Source organism: Streptomyces sp. AA4 (genome assembly GCF_000158875.1).
In the GTDB taxonomy this organism is placed as follows: domain Bacteria; phylum Actinomycetota; class Actinomycetes; order Mycobacteriales; family Pseudonocardiaceae; genus Amycolatopsis.
In genome coordinates this window covers 2,678,801-2,694,943 of the sequence record NZ_GG657746.1, presented here as the reverse complement: position 1 = coordinate 2,694,943, position 16,143 = coordinate 2,678,801, and the positions used below count along the sequence as shown (strand labels likewise).

Below are 16,143 nucleotides of genomic sequence, written 5' to 3'. Positions count from 1 at the left end.
TCAAAAAGTAGCGACCACATTGACAGGGCTACCGGTACCTCCGACGATCCGCAGAGGATCAAAAGTAAACAGGAAGTCCCAACGATCCAGTTCCACACAGATGGAGGCCACCTCCTCGAAGTCAGCGTTGTCTATCGTGCACAGCCCCATTGCCGCAATACCAATGTAGTGCAGAGGCAGGGGAATCACGTCATAGCCGGACGGCAGCACATCGTGGGCGGTATCAGTCGCCGTTACTGCTATTCCTCGTTCGTGTAGCCACGGAAGGCAAGCCGCGTGAAAGCCGGCTTGACCGGCGTCATCGCTACCTCTCGATCCCCCTGTACGCATTCGACGGCCGTTCCCGGTGCGCAGAAGGAGCGCGTCACCCTCACTGACTCGCAGGCCGACACGTTCCTCTGCCGCTTCGAGATCCTCCGGAAACACACCGTCGCCCGGCTCGAGCCACTTCACACCCCGCGTTGCGGCAATGTCAAGCAAAACGCCACGGGTAAACACTCCGTCGCGCGCCGCGGTAATGTCGTTTACGGTGGCTCCTCGCTCCGAGGTCACCAGCGCGGCGGACTTCCCGTTGTACATCCGGCCGTCCCAAAACATGTGGCAGAGCGCGTCCACGTGAGTCTGGTAATGGACGGGCAAGGAGATGTGCTCACCCGCCCAGGCGCCCCGGTGCCCGTCGCCCTCGTGGTATTTGATCGGCGGTGGCAGGACTCGGTTATGTTCGGTCAGCCCCTGACCGGTTGCCGACATGAAGCGGTGCATGGGGCCGGCCCAGCTGGACTCGATGTCCCGACTGCAGGACACACGGATGCCTTCCCGCACTAATCTCGCGGCGCGCCGCCGGACCTCAGGAGTGATCAAGTTCAGCGTTCCTCGCTGATCGTCATCTCCCCAGCGTCCCCAGTTCGACAGCGTGTCGAACCAGTCCAGGACCTCACTCTCCAGAGGCAACTTCTCCATACGGGACTCCTTTGTCCGGCAAGGTCCGTCTTCAGTTCGCCGCACGCACCTCGAAGCGACATCGCTACGCCGAAGGTTAAGCACCTCATCGGTTTTGGTCAACCGGTCGACCTATGCTACTCTACGTAGCATAGGTCGGCCTTCCAACTCACCGAGTCGTGCGTGCTCTACTATTGGCGAACCGGTCGACCGATGAAGTGAGGACACCGTGGCATCAGTTCCCCTGCCCAAGCCAGAGAGCCGTCAGCGGCGCGAGGGGCCGGGCGTCGCCACCACCCGAAGCCTGATCGACTACCTGCTCTCCGGCGAGGTGGAACCCGGCCAGAAGATCCCGTCCGAACGGCAGCTGGCCGAGGCGCTGGCGGTCGGGCGATCGACTATCCGGGAGGCGATCAAGTCGCTGGAACTGCTCGGACTCGTCGAGCAGCGGGTCGGCGACGGCACCTACCTCAGCGGATCGAGCTCCGAACTCCTGCCGCAGGTCATCCAGTGGGGTCTGCTGCTCACGGTGCACGAACGCGACGACATGCTCGAGGCTCGCCGGCACCTCGAAGTGCTGCTCGCCGGCCTGGCGGCGGAACACCGAACCGACGAGCAGCTGGCGCGGCTGCACGAGCTCGTCGAGCAGATGCGCGCGGCTTCCGACGACCTGGACCGCTACGTCGAGGCCGACATCGCATTCCACCTCGAAGTCGCGCGCTCGAGCGGCAACAGCGTGCTGGTCGGCGTCCTCACCAACATCCAGTCGCTGCTGCACGTCTGGGCCTCGCGGGTAATCCACACCGCGGGGGAAACCGAAACGTCGCTCGCCATGCACGAGCCGATCCTCAAGGCCATCGACGCGGGAGACCCCGCGGCCGCGCGTGACGCCATGCGGGCGCATATGGACCGCGCGATTCGACGGCTGCGTGCCGGCCTGCCTTCGCTGACCGGCTCTGTCGCCAACTGAGACGCCGGCACCGCAGGCACCGTCCGGAGACTTGCGGCAGGCGAACGTCGAGTAGCCGCGGTGCCAGCGGATCCCGTCCTGCTTGCGGCCAGGATCCGCTGGCGCCGCGTTCTCTCTCCTCAACGGACCGGGTTAATGTGAACCACCGGGCGGCACTGCCTCCCGTGCGATCACCACAAGGTTTGCCCGCCTTCGACAGCGAGGTTGTGCCCCGTCAGGTAATCCGAGGCTTCGCTGGCGAGGTACACGACGGCGGCCTGCAAGTCCGTGACCTCTCCGAGGCGCCCCATCGGGATGTCCGCGACCCACCTTTCCACCAGGGGCGCGAGCGCGGGATTCGTCTCGATCAAAGCGGTGCGAATGATCCCGGGAGAAATGCAATTCACCCGCACTCCCCGGTCCGCCCATTCGGCGGCCAGCGTCCGGGTCAGCTGCACTACGGCAGCCTTTGACGAGTTGTACGCCGCCTGCTTCTGCGGGTGCGGAACGATCATCGAAGCCATCGATGCCGTATTGATGATCTTGCCGTACCCCTGCCCCAGCATTACCTTCGCCACAGCCTGACAACAGGCGAAAACCGCGCGGGTGTTCAGCGCGAAGACTTCGTCCCATTCGTCCATCGGCGTTTCTTCCGCCGCCGAGTTGCGATTGACGCCGGCGTTGTTGACTGCGATATGCAACCCGCCCAGCGATGCCTGCACTTGCTCGACCATTTCGCGTACCTGAGCCGGGTCGGTGACATCGACGACCAGGGCAGCGGATCGAGCACCCTTGGTCGCCAGCTCGTCCGCGACCGTCTTCGACCGGGCAGGGTCGACGTCCACGACCGCTACCGCTGCTCCGGCCTCGGCGAGGGCGTGGGCAAACGCGCGGCCGATCCCCTGCCCGGCCCCGGTCACCAGCGCGACGCGACGGTCGAGCGCAAGCCGTTCGAGGATCTTCTTGTTGCCCAGGCCGTGATACACGACGTCGCCTTCAGCGGTCCGGCTGGAAAATTCAGTCATCGTCTCTCCTTGCGGTCACGTGAAATCAGGCAATGTCCGGGCTGCTGGGACGTGTCCGTCCGCGAGGGGTCCGCCGCGGAGCTCGTCCGCGATCGCGTCGGACGCAAATTCAGCGAACCGGTCGGCGATCGCCTCCATCGCGCCGAAGAGCACAATTCCCGCGCCGCGCCGCCGCCACCGTCGGGCGTCTGATTCTTTCCGTACGATCACGCACAGACGCGCGTTGTGCGCAGATTTGATCTGCGCCTCGATCTCGTCGATCGCGGCGACCACCTCCGGATGCGAGTACTGCAAAGGACGCCCGAGCGACATCGAAAGATCGCTCGGACCCACCCACACCGCATCGAGCCTGGTCGTCGCGGCGATTTCCGAGACATGCGGGATCGCGGCAACGTCCTCGACCTGGACGACGACGATCGTGCGCTCAGTCGCGTCGCCGATGTGCCGCTCCGGACGGTTCGTGCCGTAGCGGCCCGCGCGAGTCGACATCGCGAAACCGCGATCGCCGAGAGGCGGGTAGTGCGCGGCCCGCACTGCCGCAGCAGCCTCCTGGGCATTGTTGACGTGCGGCACGATGACGCCGGCGGCGCCGGCGTCGAGTGCCGCCAGGATCTCCGTGCGGTCGTTCGACTTCACGCGCACCAGGACGGGTATGTCCGCGGAATCCGCGGCGCGGATGTGGTGCTCAAGCAGATCCGCTCCGTTCGGGCCGTGCTCGGTGTCCAGGACGATCAGGTCCAGACCGACGTGCCCGGCCAGCTCGGCGAGCGCGGGCGCGGGCATCTTCAGCACGACGCCGGCCAGCACGCGGCCTTCTCGCAGCCGCCTCGCGATTCCCAATTTCGGCCCAGTCCGCCGTCTTTCGGGCTCAGCAGTGCCCACGAGTCGCTCCTTTCGAGCGTCAGCGCGACGACAGGACACCCCGGTCCCCCACCACTGCCGTCGTATCTAGTTGCCAGACTGCCGCACTTCGGCCGACCGGTCAACCATTGACGCGCTCAGTGATCACGCTTACTGTCTGTGCTCACTCGCAGAACACGGTCGAGGAGGAGTTCGCGATGACGCACGCGTTCAACCATGCCGGTCTGTCGGTCACCGACCTGGACAAGGCCGTCGAGTGGTACAGCGGGGTTTTTGGCCTCCGCTTGATCCGGGGTCCGTTGACGCTGGACGTCGCGGCTCCGGGCAACGAACCGCCCGCGGACATCTTCGGCCCCCGCTGGAAGCGTGCGCGCATCGCGCACCTGGCCACCGCGAACGGGACGGGGATCGAACTGTTCGAATTCGAAGACCCCGCCGCCGAGCGGCGAGCAGAGAATTTCGACTACTGGCGAACGGGGATCTTCCACATCGCGTTCACCTGCCCGGACATCGAGGACGCCGCACGGCGCATCGAGGAATCGGGCGGCCGGCGGCGAAGCGGATTCCACGAAGTGGCGCCGGGATGTGTTGTCTGCTACTGCGAGGACCCGTTCGGCAACATACTCGAACTGGTCAACCGCAGCTACGAGCAGGTCAACGCGAATCGTGGGGACTGATCTGGTGAACCACGCGCTCTACCTTGACGCAATCAGCGCGATGCCGGGCGAACCGCTGCTCGCGCACGCGGCAACGCGGACTTCCGCGCCCCTGTCGGTCGACATCTATCGCATCGTCGGAACGCGGGAAAGCCGTTTCGAGCCGGAGCTTGAGTTCGTGATGCGGGCACCGTGCCCGAGCCCGGCCAGATACTCCTCGCGCACTGCCGAGCGGATGGGCCCGGGGGACGCGGACGTGTCCGGCTGCCAGTGGCCCGCGCACGCGCTCGTACGCGAAATCCCGGCGTCGTGGCCGAGCGGCCTCTACCTTGCCCAGCTGACCGAACGCGCGGAACCGACCATGAAAATCAGTCCGCAATGCGGACAGGATGCGCTGTTCGTTCTCCGGCCTTCCCCTGAGGCCAGCCCCCGGCCGATCCTCTGGCAGGTCAACGTCGCAACCTGGAACGCATACCACATTTGGCAGAACAGGAATCTGTACATCGGATACGTAGGCGACGACACCGGGCACAGCGTCAAGGAACTTCGCGCGCACACCGTTTCGTTCCACCGGCCCGGCATAGGACTCGCTTCGCGCAGCAATATTCCCGCATTTCCGCCGACGGCGTTCATGTACAACCTCGCCCTCCTGCAGTGGCTGCACGATGAAGGCATCGAGGTCGACTTCTGCGCAGGCGCCGACCTCCACGCCGGCACCGTCGGCCTCGGCAAGTACCGGCTCCTGCTCAGCGCAGGACACGACGAGTACTGGTCTAAGCCCCAGCGCGACGCCGTAGAAGCTTTCGTCCGCGGCGGAGGAAACGCCGCCTTCCTCGGCGGGAACCTGTGCTTCTGGCAAATCCGCTACTCGACAGACCTGACGAGCCTCAGCTGCTACAAACGCGGGCCGGACGTCAATCCCGGCCGGGGCGATGGCGAGCCGCTGGACCCGTTGTACCGCGATCCCGCTGCGTACCCGGACCACGACAATTCAGACGTCACCGTCGAATACTGGTCGGCACCCCTCGGCCGGGACACCGTCTCGCTGACCGGTGTGTCAATGCGGGATCTCAGCGGAGAACCTCCGGACGGATCAGCCAATCCCCCATGCGGAGCGGCATGGTGGTGGGAGAACTTCGGCGGTCCTGCCCGCCCCGCGCGAGGATTCCGGGTGACCGAACCTGGACATTGGGCATTCGCCGGCACCGGATTGGCCCGAGGCGACGAGTTCGGGACGGAGCAGAAGGTCGTTGGGTTCGAATGCGACGGGCTCGACGTTGATTGGCACGACGGAGTTCCGGTTCCTTCACGCCGCAACGGAGTGCCCGCCGATCTGCGTATTCTCGCCTACGCGGATTGCAGGGACTGGGCAGAATTCGACTACTCGACGTCGCCCCCCAGACGATCGGCCAGCAACCCCAACAAGGCCGCAGCCGGAGGCGTAGTCCCGATCGTCACCTTCACCTCGGGACGGGGAACCGTGTTCACCGCGCCCTCGACGGACTGGGTCCACGCGCTGACCTCGATCGTCGATTACACCGACAAAGCGACACCGCAGCGGATTCTCAGCCCGTCGAGAGAGGTCCAAACGATCACCCGGAACGTGCTCACCACCTTGTCCGCAAGCACACCGGGTGACCAGTAGCGCACGAACCTTGCTTACAGTTCTTCCTGCGGAATCGGAGGAGTCACCCGTACTGGTTGATACTCCGCGGAAAGCACTGATCCCATGCGGTGGACGATCTTCTCGAAAGCTTCGACATACCGAGCCATCACATCCTCGGACTGCACCTGCAAGGGCTCCTGATCCGGACCCAGCACAAACGACTGCTCGAGGATGCGCGTTGTCTCCGGGTACTGCCCCGGGTCCCACGGCTTCAGCGGCAGCTGATCCACCTCTGGCCGCCAGGCCTGGTACCGGTCCCGCCTGAAGACAGGTTGCGCGGGGAGCGGATGGAGCTGCCAGGTCGAGACCGCCACCCCCTCGGCGCGCAGAGCGAACAGGAACCTGTCGCGAAACTCCGTGTCGCTTCCCTCCCAGCCGAACTCGCTGGGCCGGAAGCAGACTCGGTAGCGGAAGAACGAGCTTTCCAGACCGTCGGGAACCTGCGGCGGGATAATCCCCCGGATTCCCGCCAGACCTTTGGTCAGTACGGCGGCGTTCGCCCGGGCCTGGGCGTTGTACGCGTCCAGGCGCTTGAGCTGAGACCGCGCCAGCGCGGCAGTGATCTCGTGAATCCGGTAGTTCCACCCGATCCCGCGCGACCAGAACGCGCGCACCTCGCCGGCCTTCGGCCGCGGCGTATCCTCGCCGAAAATCGCCAGTCTGCGCGCGGCGGTGAACACGCCCTCGTCATTGGTCACGAACAGCCCTCCCTCGCCCGCGCTCAAGTTCTTCGCGCCGTTGAGGCTGAAAGCTCCGGCAACTCCCATCGTGCCGACCGGCTCGCCGAGGTATGTCGATCCATGCGCCTGGGCAGCGTCCTCGATGATCGCAAGCCCGTGGCGCTGAGCAATATCCCGCAAGGCCTTCATGTCCGCTGGAAGCCCGTTCATGTGCACCGGCATGATGGCGGAAGTCCGCTCGGTGACCAGCTTTTCGGCCTCCCGCGGGTCGATGTTGAACGTCGACGGATCGATATCGCAAAACACCGGGCGCGCGCCCGCATGAAGCACCGACATCGGCGTCGCGACGAAACTGAACGCAGGCACGATTACTTCGTCTCCGGCGTTCACCCCGGCCGCCACCAGAGCGCAATGCAGGGCGGCGGTGCCGCTGTTGACCGCGAGAACGTACTGCGCGCCCGAGTAGCGCGCGTACTCGTCTTGCAACGCGGTCACTTCGGTGCCGTGCGCACCCCAGAGCTCGCCGCTGTCGAGCACTCGCCGAACGGCCTCATGATCAGCTGGGACGATGTCCGGCCACCGCCGATGCGCACCGGCAGGCACCACCGGCTCGCCGCCTTCGATCGCGAGAAGATCGCTTTTCACCATGGCTCCACTCTCATCTGCTCAGTGCTCCTCGACGCCACACCGAACGCTGCGGCGACACCGGGCTGCCACCCGAGGGAAATATTGGTCGACCGGTCGGCCAGTGGCAGGTTAGTACACTGTGTACGCTCGCCGCAACACACCGACTGCCTCCGTGCCGAACGCGCTCTCCCGCATGGAGTCCAAGCGATTGAACAGAACTCACCGCGGGGCTAGGCCCGTTGTAGCTCAAACCTAGCGGCCACGACTCACGATGTTCGTCACCTACCCGATCGCTCCGGTCCATTTCGCGCAGGTAGGACTGCCGCGTGCAGACTGTTCCCCGATCGCCTGAACAGAAACGGTGCCATACCAGCGCTTAGTCGAGATCCGCTCGGCAGGCAACTTTGTTGACGCTACGTCGAAATTTCGACGGCCCTGACCTCAGCTTGACTCCACCCTCTCATCCGGACGGATGCTGGCAAAGTTCGACAATCACGCCCCACGGGTCCTTGCCGTAAACCCACCGCCGGCCCGCATACAGGCCGGACTCAATCGTCTGCGGGGCGGTCATGAAGGCGACCCCCTCCGCGCGCAGGCGGTCATACGCCGCGTCAATGTCAGGGACGGCGAAAGCGATGTGGCCGATTCCGGTATCGCACGGCCGACGCGACTCGCGACCTTGCGGAACAAGGAACTCGTGAAGTTCCAGAAGCCCGGTGCCGCACCTGAGCAACGCGCCGCGCAGCCGCACTCTTTCCCCCGGGAGTCCGATCGCGTCGGAGGCGACGTCGGTGTCGGCTTCCCGGCCGACCAACTCCGCGCCGAACGCGGTGACGTAGAACTCGATCGCGGCTTCGAGGTCGGGGACGACTATCCCGGTGTGGTCCAACCCGGCGATCTCCCGTCCGCGCACGTCAGTCGCCTGCTTCTTCCGCACGGATTCTCGCAGCGACCCGCTCGACATGCGCTGCCATCGCCGCGCGCGCTGATGCGATGTCGGACGCGTCGATGGCTTTCACCAGCAAGCCGTACTCTCCCATCGACTCGCGGGCGTCCTCCACCCGGGCGATCCGTGCACGCAGCAGCGACTGGATGCTGGAAAGCACGCCCGCTAGCACTTCGTTTCCACCCGCTTTCGCGATCTGCTGGTGGAATGCGGAGCTGGCTCGGGCGAACCGGTCAGGGTCCTCCGCCGCCTCGGTCATCGCGGCGTGAAATCCGTGCAAGCGCGCCAATTCTTCCGCCGACCGCCGCGCCGCCGCGAGTCCGGCGACGTCGACCGCGAGGTGACAGCATGCCTCGAGCATCTGCCCGGCGTTGTGAGCGTCCAGCATCAATCCCCACTGCACGGTTTCAGGCAGCAATTCCGAACTCGTGCTCGCGAAGTACGTGCCGTCGCCCACTCTCCGGTCCAGCAGTCCCAGCACCTCGAGGGGATTGATCGCCTCTCGCAGCTTCGCTCGGCGGACGCCGAACATCTCGGCCAGCTTACGCTCCGGCGGCAGCCGGTCCCCCGGGCGAAGCTCGCCCCTTTGGAGATAGGCGATCAGCCAGCGCGCCACGTCCCTGGCCGGCGCGTTCCCCGGTCCAGACATCCTGGTCTCCCCTCGTTCTCCGAGGAGCAGTCCGCCACGGACTGGTCGGAGAACTACTCAGAGTAGTGCCTACGTTTGCGGCTGCCTGGCCATTGCGCGCACAGAGCAATCCAGATTGCGCATTCAGCGACGCAGCGTGTCGGAAGGCCGCTCGCCGAACAGGTCCCGGTATTGCCCCGCACCGTGACCGTGATGCTTGATCCCGTTCTGCGCGAACACCTTCGACACCGTGGTAGTTCCAGGCGCGGCCGCGTGCAGCGCGTCGTGCACCCGCTGCAGCCGCGCCATGCGCAGCTCTTGCGTAAACGTCGTACCGATCTCTTGCAGCCCCTGCTGGAGCTTTCGCGGGCCAATGTCCAGCACCCGGGCCAGCCGGGTGACCGACCAATCTTCTTCCGGACTGTCCTTGATCAGGCGAATGGCGGAATTCACCTCGGGCCTCGCCGCTGGAAGCGCCTTGGTGCACATCGCCGGGCTGTAATTGTGCTGTTGCGCCTGCAGGAGACTCGCCATCAACGCGTCCTCCCACGACCCGACCAGGTCGGCTCGGTCGACAAGGTTCTCCTCGTGATCGAGCTCGCGCGCGAACATCAAGGACATCCGCCGCCAGCTCGCCGTCAGCCCGGCTGTCAGGTCCATGCCGAGCCGGAAGGACAGAGAGCCGTCGTTGAGCGGATAGCCGAGTCCGTCGCGCAGGCGTGCCTCGAGCGCGACGCGATCGATCCTGATGATCAGCTGCGCGCAATCAGCCGTCCAGCGCATGCGCAACGGCCGATCCGGATGCGGAATCGTCGCCAGGCCCGGGTAAGAGTCGATTTCTTCGGTGCCCGAGCGAATATGCGCCTTTCCCGACAACGGCATCATGACTACGAAGAAGTCGTCGAGCCTGCCGGGGTCGATCAGCACCTCGCCTCCGTAGGCGATCACATTGACCGCCACATTACGCAGCCGTTTCGACCGCACGAACGCATTCAGGCGGGCGCCTCGGCCGTACAACACGAGCTCGTGCGGACAGAAGAGACGAGCCACTTGCTCGCGGACCTGATCCAGGTCGCCCGAACGAAACACTTCGTGCCGCCTCAGCAACGTGAAGGGCTCCGTCATCGCTCTCTCCCCCAGAAGCAACGTTTCCTTCAGCGTCCCGAACCCGGACGACTGGGCCTGCAAATTGCAAACTGCGTCTTGATTCTGGCCACCTCGGCAGCGGTGCCGTACCACCATGCGGGTCAACCTCCGGCCCGAGCAGGCTTCCGGCAGGCCGTTCGCTCGCGCCGAGGGCGTCCTGCGGGCACCGGCATTCACGCTGGTCAAGCTCATCTCGAACGATACGGGAGCACCCCTCTGTAAGCAAATGATGACACCAACCGAGAAGGTGTCACCCGGTCGAATCGCCAGAGTGGTTCACCAGCTCGTCGGACCGATCGGCGGAGGGCGGCGGGCTGTCCGGTTGGCGCCTCGTTTCGTCCGGTTCACGCAAGCCGGCAGCACTTCACGGACCGAGTGCGATGAGATGAGCGGCGTACTCGGGAGGGAACGATGACGGACAAGAACCTGGTCACTCTGGTCAATCCGAATCTGGTGCACCCGCCGATCACGCCGTATGCCCTCGACATCCTGTCGACTTCTCTGGAGGCCGCGGGTTTCGAGGCGGAAGTTCTCGATCTGACATTGGTCCGCGATCATTGGCGAGCAGCGGTTCACCGGTACTTCGCCGAACGTTCACCGTTTCTGGTCGGTGTCACGGTGCGAAACACCGACACGATCTACCCGCAGGAGCAGCGCGTCTTTCTCGATTCGCACCGGGAGATCATCGAAACGATCCGCGAGGTCACCAGCGCGCCGGTCGTCGGCGGCGGTGTTGGTTTCTCCTCGATGCCATTCGCTCTCGTCGACTATTTCGGCATTGATTTCGGCGTGAAAGGACCGGGAGAACTCACTGTCGTGCTGCTGGCCGAGGCGCTGGCCAACGGCCGGAGCACCACCGCGGTGCCCGGGCTCATCGTCAACGACCACGTCGGGCACGTGACCGAAACGCCGGCCGGCGATCCCCAGATCCACCGCGGCCGGGCACGGATGGTCAATGTCGTCACGCCGTACACCCGGCGGTCCGGCGTGCCGCACAAGGTGGACAATCTCGAGTACTACCGTCGCGGCGGCCTCGGCAACATCCTGACTCGAAACGGCTGCCCGTTCGCCTGCACGCACTGCGTCGAGCCCGACGCGAAGGGGACCAGATTCGCGCTTCGCGCTCCGTCCGCGGTCGCAGACGAGATGGAATCGCTGGTCGAGCAGGGAGTGCACGACCTGCACACAACGGACAGCGAATTCAACCTCAACATCTCGCACAGCAAGAAGGTGCTGCGCGAAATAATACGGCGCAAGCAGGCCTCGGCCCGGTCTCCGTTGCACGAGCTGCGGCTGTGGATCTATGTCCAGCCGGCGCCCTTCGACCGCGAATACGCGGAACTGCTCGCCGAGGCGGGCTGTGCCGGTATCAACGTCGCCCCCGATCATGTGCGCGACGAGGTGCTCGACGGCTGGAAGGTGACCGGGAAAGGCCGCCGGTTCTACGGGGCCGAGGACGTCGGGCGAGTATGCGGTTGGGCGCACGGACTAGGCATGCTGACCATGGTCGAAGTACTGCTCGGCATGCCTGGCGAGACCGAGGAGACGGTGCGCGAATGTGTGCGGACCACCTTGGATCTCGGTGCCACCGTCGTCGGTTACACCCTCGGGATCCGTGTGTTCCCCTATTCCCCGCTGGGGCGGAACCTCGCCGCGCGGAGCAACGGCTCCACATCGATCCCCGGCATCCAGTCGAACACGGCGACCGAGCCCATCCTGTTGGCGCCACTCGACCAGTGTGCCGACACCGTCTCCTACGAACGCCAGTTCATGTTCGATGGCCACGGCCGGTTCCGGCCGGTCTACTACTTCTCGCCGGATCTGCCCGAAGGCGATGCCGGGTCGCCTGGCCCGAGCGACCGCTGGGAGAAAAGCCTTGCGCTGCTGTGGGAGTGCGTCCCCGCCGCGGATCGCCCGCGAGTCATGTTGCCGACCTCTCCCGGGTTATCGCCGGAGGACAACAACTACGCCGACAACCCGCTATTGCTGCGCATGAACGAGCTCGGCTGCACCGGCGCATTCTGGTCGCATTGGCCTCAGCGCGAGGCGATCATGCGCGGCGCCCTCAAGTGACCTGTTGCAGCCGCAGCAGCTCCCGGCCCAGTTCGTCAGCACTGGCGACGACCTCGGGCGGTGGCGGCTCGGCGGGTTTCAGCTCGTCGGCACGGCAGACGAGCGACATCAGGGAATCCAGCCAGTTCCGCCCCGCCGCGGTGGCGAGATCGAGGAACGGCCGAAGCCGGGCATGCGGACAATACCTGCTGCGGAACGAGTGGCGGATGTGCACATGCACGAACAGCACCTCGGCTCCAGCAGGCCAGACTTGCCAATGCCCCTCGGCGGGATCGATGACCGCCGCACGCTTCGCGTTAGCGCATCCGTCGGTCCCCCCGCTCATCAAACGAACCTCTCCGCGCAGCGGGATCACCGCGAGATAGGTCTCGAGCAACGGCCCCAGCTCCAGCTCCACCGGACCGCCGAAAGCCAGGTACGAAAGCGCGAGGCCCGCGCCTACGTCGACGTGCCGGATCCGCGCGTCGAACAGCTCGGGATCGAGCCGCTCCAACCGAAGACAGGACACCCACGACGGCCGTTTCGCGTCCTCCGGGGGCATCGGCCAATGCTCTTGCTCCATCGCTGACCGCCCGCCCTTCGCCATCGAAACCCGGTCGTCGCAGCATGTCCGCGTCCGGCCGTTCGCGCCAGGGCAGAATGGATGGAGAACCTAAGCCATCAGTCGCGATCCGGACCTCCGCCGGCGCGAATCGGATCGTTTGCCTGCCGGGGTCGTCGTTACGGTCGAACGGTGCCCGCTTTCATGGAACCTTTTCGCATCAAAACGATCGAGCCGATCCCCTTCCCCAGCAGAGAAGAACGTGTGCGCGCGCTCGCCGCGGCGGGGCACAACCTCTTCCGGGTGCCTGCCTCGGCGATCTCCGTCGACCTGCTGACCGATTCCGGAACCAGCGCGATGTCGGCCCAGCAGTGGGCGGCGTTGCTGAGCGGGGACGAATCTTACGCCGGCGCCAGGTCTTTCGAGAGATTCGAGACGGTCGTGCGCGACCTCACTGGCTACCGCGAAGTGATCCCCGTGCACCAGGGCCGCGCCGCGGAGCGCATTCTGCTCGGTGCGATGCTCGGAGCCGGCGACATTTCGGTCGGCAACACCCACTTCGACACCACCCGCGCCAGCGTCGAGGCCGCCGGCGCGACCGCTGCCGATTTTCCGGAAAGCCAGTCGCCTGCCTCCGGCTTCGGCGGCAACATCGATCTCGACAAGGTCGAGCGGTTGCTCTGCTCCGCGGACGGTGCGCGAGTGCGCTGCGTGGTATTGACAATCACGAACAACGCGGCCGGCGGACAACCCGTTTCGATCGACAATGTCGCCGGCGCGCGCGCCCTTTGCGATCGCCACGGTGTGCCGCTCCTGCTCGATGCGTCCCGATTCGCCGAGAACGCCTACTTAGTCACCGTGCGGGATCCAGAGCACGCCGGCGTCGCGCCACGCCGTGTCGCGCGTGAGATGTTCACCCTGGCCGACGGATGCTGGGCGAGCCTGAAAAAAGACGGGCTGGCGAATATCGGCGGGCTGATCGCGCTGAACAGCCAAGAGGTCGCTGCACGCTGCCGGGACCAGCTGATCGCCGTCGAGGGTTTCCCGACCTACGGCGGCCTCGCCGGGCGCGACCTCGAGGCACTCGCTCAGGGGCTCGACGAAGTGACCGACCCGGCCTATCTGCGCTATCGCTCGGAAGCAGCCCAGTGGTTCGGGTCCAGGCTTGCCGCCGCCGGCGTGCCGGTAGTCGAACCTGTCGGTTGTCACGCGGTCTATGTGGACGCCGCCGCGCATCTGCCGCACATTCCTCCCCACGAACTGCCCGCTACGGCATTCGCCAATGCGCTCTACAGCGAAGGCGGAGTGCGTGTGTCGGAGCTGGGGACGCTGGTCTTCGGGCGCCGCAATCCCGACGGCGGCCCGGATCTCCCGGCGCCCCGTGAACTCGTGCGCTTCGCGCTGCCGCGCCGGGTTTACACAAGCAACCATCTCGAATACGTCGCGGAAGCAGCGGCACGGGTCACCGCGGCGAAGGACCGCATTCCCGGCTACCGCGTCGTGGAGCAGGCCGACACGTTGCGGCACTTCACAGCAGTTCTGAAACCCTTGGGCTAAGGATTGGCACACCGGTCGACCAATGTTACGGTGAGTCCATGTTCTTGAACTCGCTCGACCACTACAACATCGAGACAGACAACCTCGGCAGCACAGTCTCGTTCTACCGGGACGTCCTCGGCATGACACTCGGCGACCGGCCGGCGCTCGAGGTCAAGGGCGCGTGGCTGTGCATAGCGGGCCACGCGGTCGTGCACGTGAACGAGGTCGGCGAGAACCGCGTCGCGCGCACCGGCCCGATCGACCACGTCGCATTCGAAGCCCAGGACTTCGAGGGGCTTTGCCGCAGGCTCGACGAACTCAGGATTCCCTACGACACGGTAGATTCCCGGCCCCGCCTGCCTCTCCGGCAGGTATATGTCTTCGACCCGAACCTCATCCGGCTGGAACTCAACTTCCGTGGCGACTGACCGCGTGCGCGCGCCGGCGACCGCACCGCCGGACGACGCGGCGCTTCCTCCTGTGCGGCGGGTCAGTTCCGCCGAAGTCGCCCGGGCAATCGACGGCGGCCCTTGCGTAGCCGTTCTCGACGACGACCCGACCGGGACGCAGACGGTCGCCGATGTCCCCGTGATCACCAGCTGGTCCGACGCGGATCTGCGATGGGCGTTGAGCCAGAGGACCAACGCCTTCTTCGTCCTGACCAACACCAGGAGCCTCACCGCGCACGACGCCGCGGCTCGCAACCGGGAGGCAGCTCGCGGACTCGCCGCCGCAGCCCGCGCGATGGGGCGCGAGGTCGTCGTGGCCAGCCGCGGCGATTCGACCCTGCGCGGCTACTACCCGCTGGAGACCGACGTACTCGCCGAGGAGCTCGGGCCGATCGACGGCGTCGTTCTGGCCCCCGCGTACATCGAGGCCGGACGGGTCACTGTCGGCTCCACGCACTGGATGCGCACACCGTCGGGCATGATTCCGGTGGGCGAGACCGAATTCGCCAGGGATGCCGTTTTCGGTTACCGCAGCTCGGATCTCCGAGACTGGGTCGAGGAGAAGACCGCCGGGCGGATCCCGTCGGAGGAGGTTCTCGCCGTAACTCTCGCTGACGTGCGGAACGGTGGTCCCGACCATGTCGCCGCCTTGCTTGCTACGCTCCGGAACGGGCGGCCAGCCGTCGTGGACGCGATGTGCGACGACGATTTGCGCGTGCTCGCGCTGGCGATCGTCCGCGCCGAGGCCGCGGGCATCAGGCTTCTGTACCGAGTTGGGCCTTCTTTTGTGCGGGCGCGAATCGGGCAGGACGCCCGCCGGCCTCTGGCTTGGCCCGGACGGCGCACCGCCGGCCACGGACTCGTCGTGATCGGCTCGCATGTCACGCTCACCACTGCTCAGCTTGAGGAATTGCGTCGGCTGGACGGAATCAGCGAGGTCGAGCTCTCCGCGCCTGCGGCACTCGACACGTGCTCACGAGCCGAGCACATCGCCGAGGTCGCCGCCCAGGCCGCCGCGGCCATGGAGCACAGTGACGTGGTGATCCGCACGAGCCGAACAGTCGTCACCGGCAACGGGCGCGACGCCAGCCTCGCGGTCGCACGCCGAGTCTCGACGGCGCTTGTCGAATCCGTCTCCGCCGCCGTCCGATCACGCCGCCCGGCCTTCGTCGTCGCCAAGGGCGGCATCACGTCAAGCGACATCGCGACCAAGAGCCTCGGCATCCGGCACGCCGTCGCCCGGGGCACCCTGCTGCCCGGCATCGTTTCACTGTGGGAACCGGCTGACGGACCGTTCGCGGGCGTACCGTATGTCGTGTTCGCGGGCAACGTCGGCGGCACGAGCTCTCTTGCCGAGGTAGTCAAGAAGCTCAGAAGATGATCGGGAAGCCGGGTACGACCGTCCTGTGGGAGCAGCT

General features: G+C 65.8%; 15 protein-coding genes. 7 read left to right on the top strand and 8 right to left on the bottom strand.

Annotated elements, in window-relative coordinates; genetic code table 11:
* A complete protein-coding gene (locus tag SSMG_RS12610; protein WP_009076264.1) occupies positions 1–960 on the bottom strand; it encodes a cyclase family protein in 960 nt (319 codons plus the stop codon).
* A 208-nt stretch (positions 961–1,168) separates the two neighbouring features.
* Here SSMG_RS12610 and SSMG_RS12605 point away from each other — a divergent pair, with 208 nt between their 5' ends.
* A complete protein-coding gene (locus SSMG_RS12605; RefSeq protein ID WP_009076263.1) occupies positions 1,169–1,909 on the top strand; it encodes a FadR/GntR family transcriptional regulator in 741 nt (246 codons plus the stop codon).
* 170 nt (positions 1,910–2,079) lie between these two features.
* On the opposite strand, the gene SSMG_RS12600 is transcribed toward SSMG_RS12605, so the two are convergent.
* The gene (locus SSMG_RS12600) at positions 2,080–2,913 is read right to left on the bottom strand and encodes an SDR family NAD(P)-dependent oxidoreductase (RefSeq protein ID WP_009076261.1); all 834 of its coding nucleotides are present in this window, start codon (positions 2,911–2,913) and stop codon (positions 2,080–2,082) included.
* Positions 2,914–2,928: 15 nt separating this feature from the next.
* Positions 2,929–3,795, bottom strand: a complete 867-nt coding sequence (locus SSMG_RS12595) for an HpcH/HpaI aldolase/citrate lyase family protein (protein WP_158688018.1) — start codon at positions 3,793–3,795, stop codon at positions 2,929–2,931.
* 176 nt (positions 3,796–3,971) lie between these two features.
* Between SSMG_RS12595 and SSMG_RS12590 the strand changes: the two genes are divergently transcribed.
* Positions 3,972–4,451, top strand: a complete 480-nt coding sequence (locus tag SSMG_RS12590) for a VOC family protein (RefSeq protein WP_037713498.1) — start codon at positions 3,972–3,974, stop codon at positions 4,449–4,451.
* 40 nt (positions 4,452–4,491) lie between these two features.
* On the top strand, positions 4,492–6,075 hold the full coding sequence (locus SSMG_RS12585; RefSeq protein WP_353611799.1) for a N,N-dimethylformamidase beta subunit family domain-containing protein: 1,584 nt from the start codon (positions 4,492–4,494) through the stop codon (positions 6,073–6,075).
* Positions 6,076–6,089: 14 nt separating this feature from the next.
* On the opposite strand, the gene SSMG_RS12580 is transcribed toward SSMG_RS12585, so the two are convergent.
* The 4 genes from SSMG_RS12580 to SSMG_RS12565 all read right to left on the bottom strand — a co-directional run bounded on the left by SSMG_RS12580 (position 6,090) and on the right by SSMG_RS12565 (position 10,102).
* On the bottom strand, positions 6,090–7,424 hold the full coding sequence (locus tag SSMG_RS12580) for a DegT/DnrJ/EryC1/StrS aminotransferase family protein (RefSeq protein ID WP_009076252.1): 1,335 nt from the start codon (positions 7,422–7,424) through the stop codon (positions 6,090–6,092).
* A 439-nt stretch (positions 7,425–7,863) separates the two neighbouring features.
* The gene (locus SSMG_RS12575) at positions 7,864–8,292 is read right to left on the bottom strand and encodes a VOC family protein (RefSeq protein ID WP_199841130.1); all 429 of its coding nucleotides are present in this window, start codon (positions 8,290–8,292) and stop codon (positions 7,864–7,866) included.
* A gap of 25 nt (positions 8,293–8,317) precedes the next feature.
* Positions 8,318–8,965, bottom strand: coding sequence for a FadR/GntR family transcriptional regulator (locus SSMG_RS12570; protein ID WP_158688016.1), 648 nt, complete (start codon positions 8,963–8,965; stop codon positions 8,318–8,320).
* A 156-nt stretch (positions 8,966–9,121) separates the two neighbouring features.
* Complete coding sequence (locus tag SSMG_RS12565; RefSeq protein ID WP_158688015.1) at positions 9,122–10,102, bottom strand: AraC family transcriptional regulator; 981 nt, start codon at positions 10,100–10,102, stop codon at positions 9,122–9,124.
* Positions 10,103–10,534: 432 nt separating this feature from the next.
* Here SSMG_RS12565 and tsrT point away from each other — a divergent pair, with 432 nt between their 5' ends.
* On the top strand, positions 10,535–12,196 hold the full coding sequence (tsrT, locus tag SSMG_RS12560; RefSeq protein WP_009076246.1) for a tryptophan 2-C-methyltransferase: 1,662 nt from the start codon (positions 10,535–10,537) through the stop codon (positions 12,194–12,196).
* Here tsrT and SSMG_RS12555 read toward each other — a convergent pair.
* The gene (locus SSMG_RS12555) at positions 12,189–12,737 is read right to left on the bottom strand and encodes a hypothetical protein (protein ID WP_037713491.1); all 549 of its coding nucleotides are present in this window, start codon (positions 12,735–12,737) and stop codon (positions 12,189–12,191) included. The two genes, tsrT and SSMG_RS12555, sit on opposite strands and share 8 nt — an antisense overlap.
* 192 nt (positions 12,738–12,929) lie before the next feature.
* On the opposite strand from SSMG_RS12555, the gene SSMG_RS12550 reads away from it, so the two are divergent.
* From SSMG_RS12550 to SSMG_RS12540, 3 genes are read left to right on the top strand one after another with little or no spacing between them, the layout of a single operon-like run.
* On the top strand, positions 12,930–14,294 hold the full coding sequence (locus SSMG_RS12550) for a tryptophanase (protein ID WP_199785888.1): 1,365 nt from the start codon (positions 12,930–12,932) through the stop codon (positions 14,292–14,294).
* A 38-nt stretch (positions 14,295–14,332) separates the two neighbouring features.
* Positions 14,333–14,704, top strand: coding sequence for a VOC family protein (locus SSMG_RS12545; RefSeq protein WP_009076240.1), 372 nt, complete (start codon positions 14,333–14,335; stop codon positions 14,702–14,704).
* Positions 14,694–16,106 carry a four-carbon acid sugar kinase family protein gene (locus SSMG_RS12540; protein ID WP_234392819.1) on the top strand — a complete coding sequence of 471 codons (1,413 nt, stop codon included), beginning with the start codon at positions 14,694–14,696 and terminating at the stop codon, positions 16,104–16,106. Before SSMG_RS12545 ends, SSMG_RS12540 begins: the two co-directional genes overlap by 11 nt.
* The last annotated feature ends 37 nt before the right edge of the window (positions 16,107–16,143 follow it).

Excerpts from the sequence above, each read along its gene's own strand:
- SSMG_RS12610 (WP_009076264.1), bottom strand. The coding sequence starts at position 960 with ATGGAGAAGTTGCCTCTGGAGAGTGAGGTCCTGGACTGGTTCGACACG.
- SSMG_RS12600 (WP_009076261.1), bottom strand. The coding sequence starts at position 2,913 with ATGACTGAATTTTCCAGCCGGACCGCTGAAGGCGACGTCGTGTATCAC.
- SSMG_RS12590 (WP_037713498.1), top strand. The coding sequence starts at position 3,972 with ATGACGCACGCGTTCAACCATGCCGGTCTGTCGGTCACCGACCTGGAC.
- SSMG_RS12585 (WP_353611799.1), top strand. The coding sequence starts at position 4,492 with ATGCCGGGCGAACCGCTGCTCGCGCACGCGGCAACGCGGACTTCCGCG.
- SSMG_RS12580 (WP_009076252.1), bottom strand. The coding sequence starts at position 7,424 with ATGGTGAAAAGCGATCTTCTCGCGATCGAAGGCGGCGAGCCGGTGGTG.
- SSMG_RS12565 (WP_158688015.1), bottom strand. The coding sequence starts at position 10,102 with ATGACGGAGCCCTTCACGTTGCTGAGGCGGCACGAAGTGTTTCGTTCG.
- tsrT (WP_009076246.1), top strand. The coding sequence starts at position 10,535 with ATGACGGACAAGAACCTGGTCACTCTGGTCAATCCGAATCTGGTGCAC.
- SSMG_RS12555 (WP_037713491.1), bottom strand. The coding sequence starts at position 12,737 with ATGCCCCCGGAGGACGCGAAACGGCCGTCGTGGGTGTCCTGTCTTCGG.
- SSMG_RS12545 (WP_009076240.1), top strand. The coding sequence starts at position 14,333 with ATGTTCTTGAACTCGCTCGACCACTACAACATCGAGACAGACAACCTC.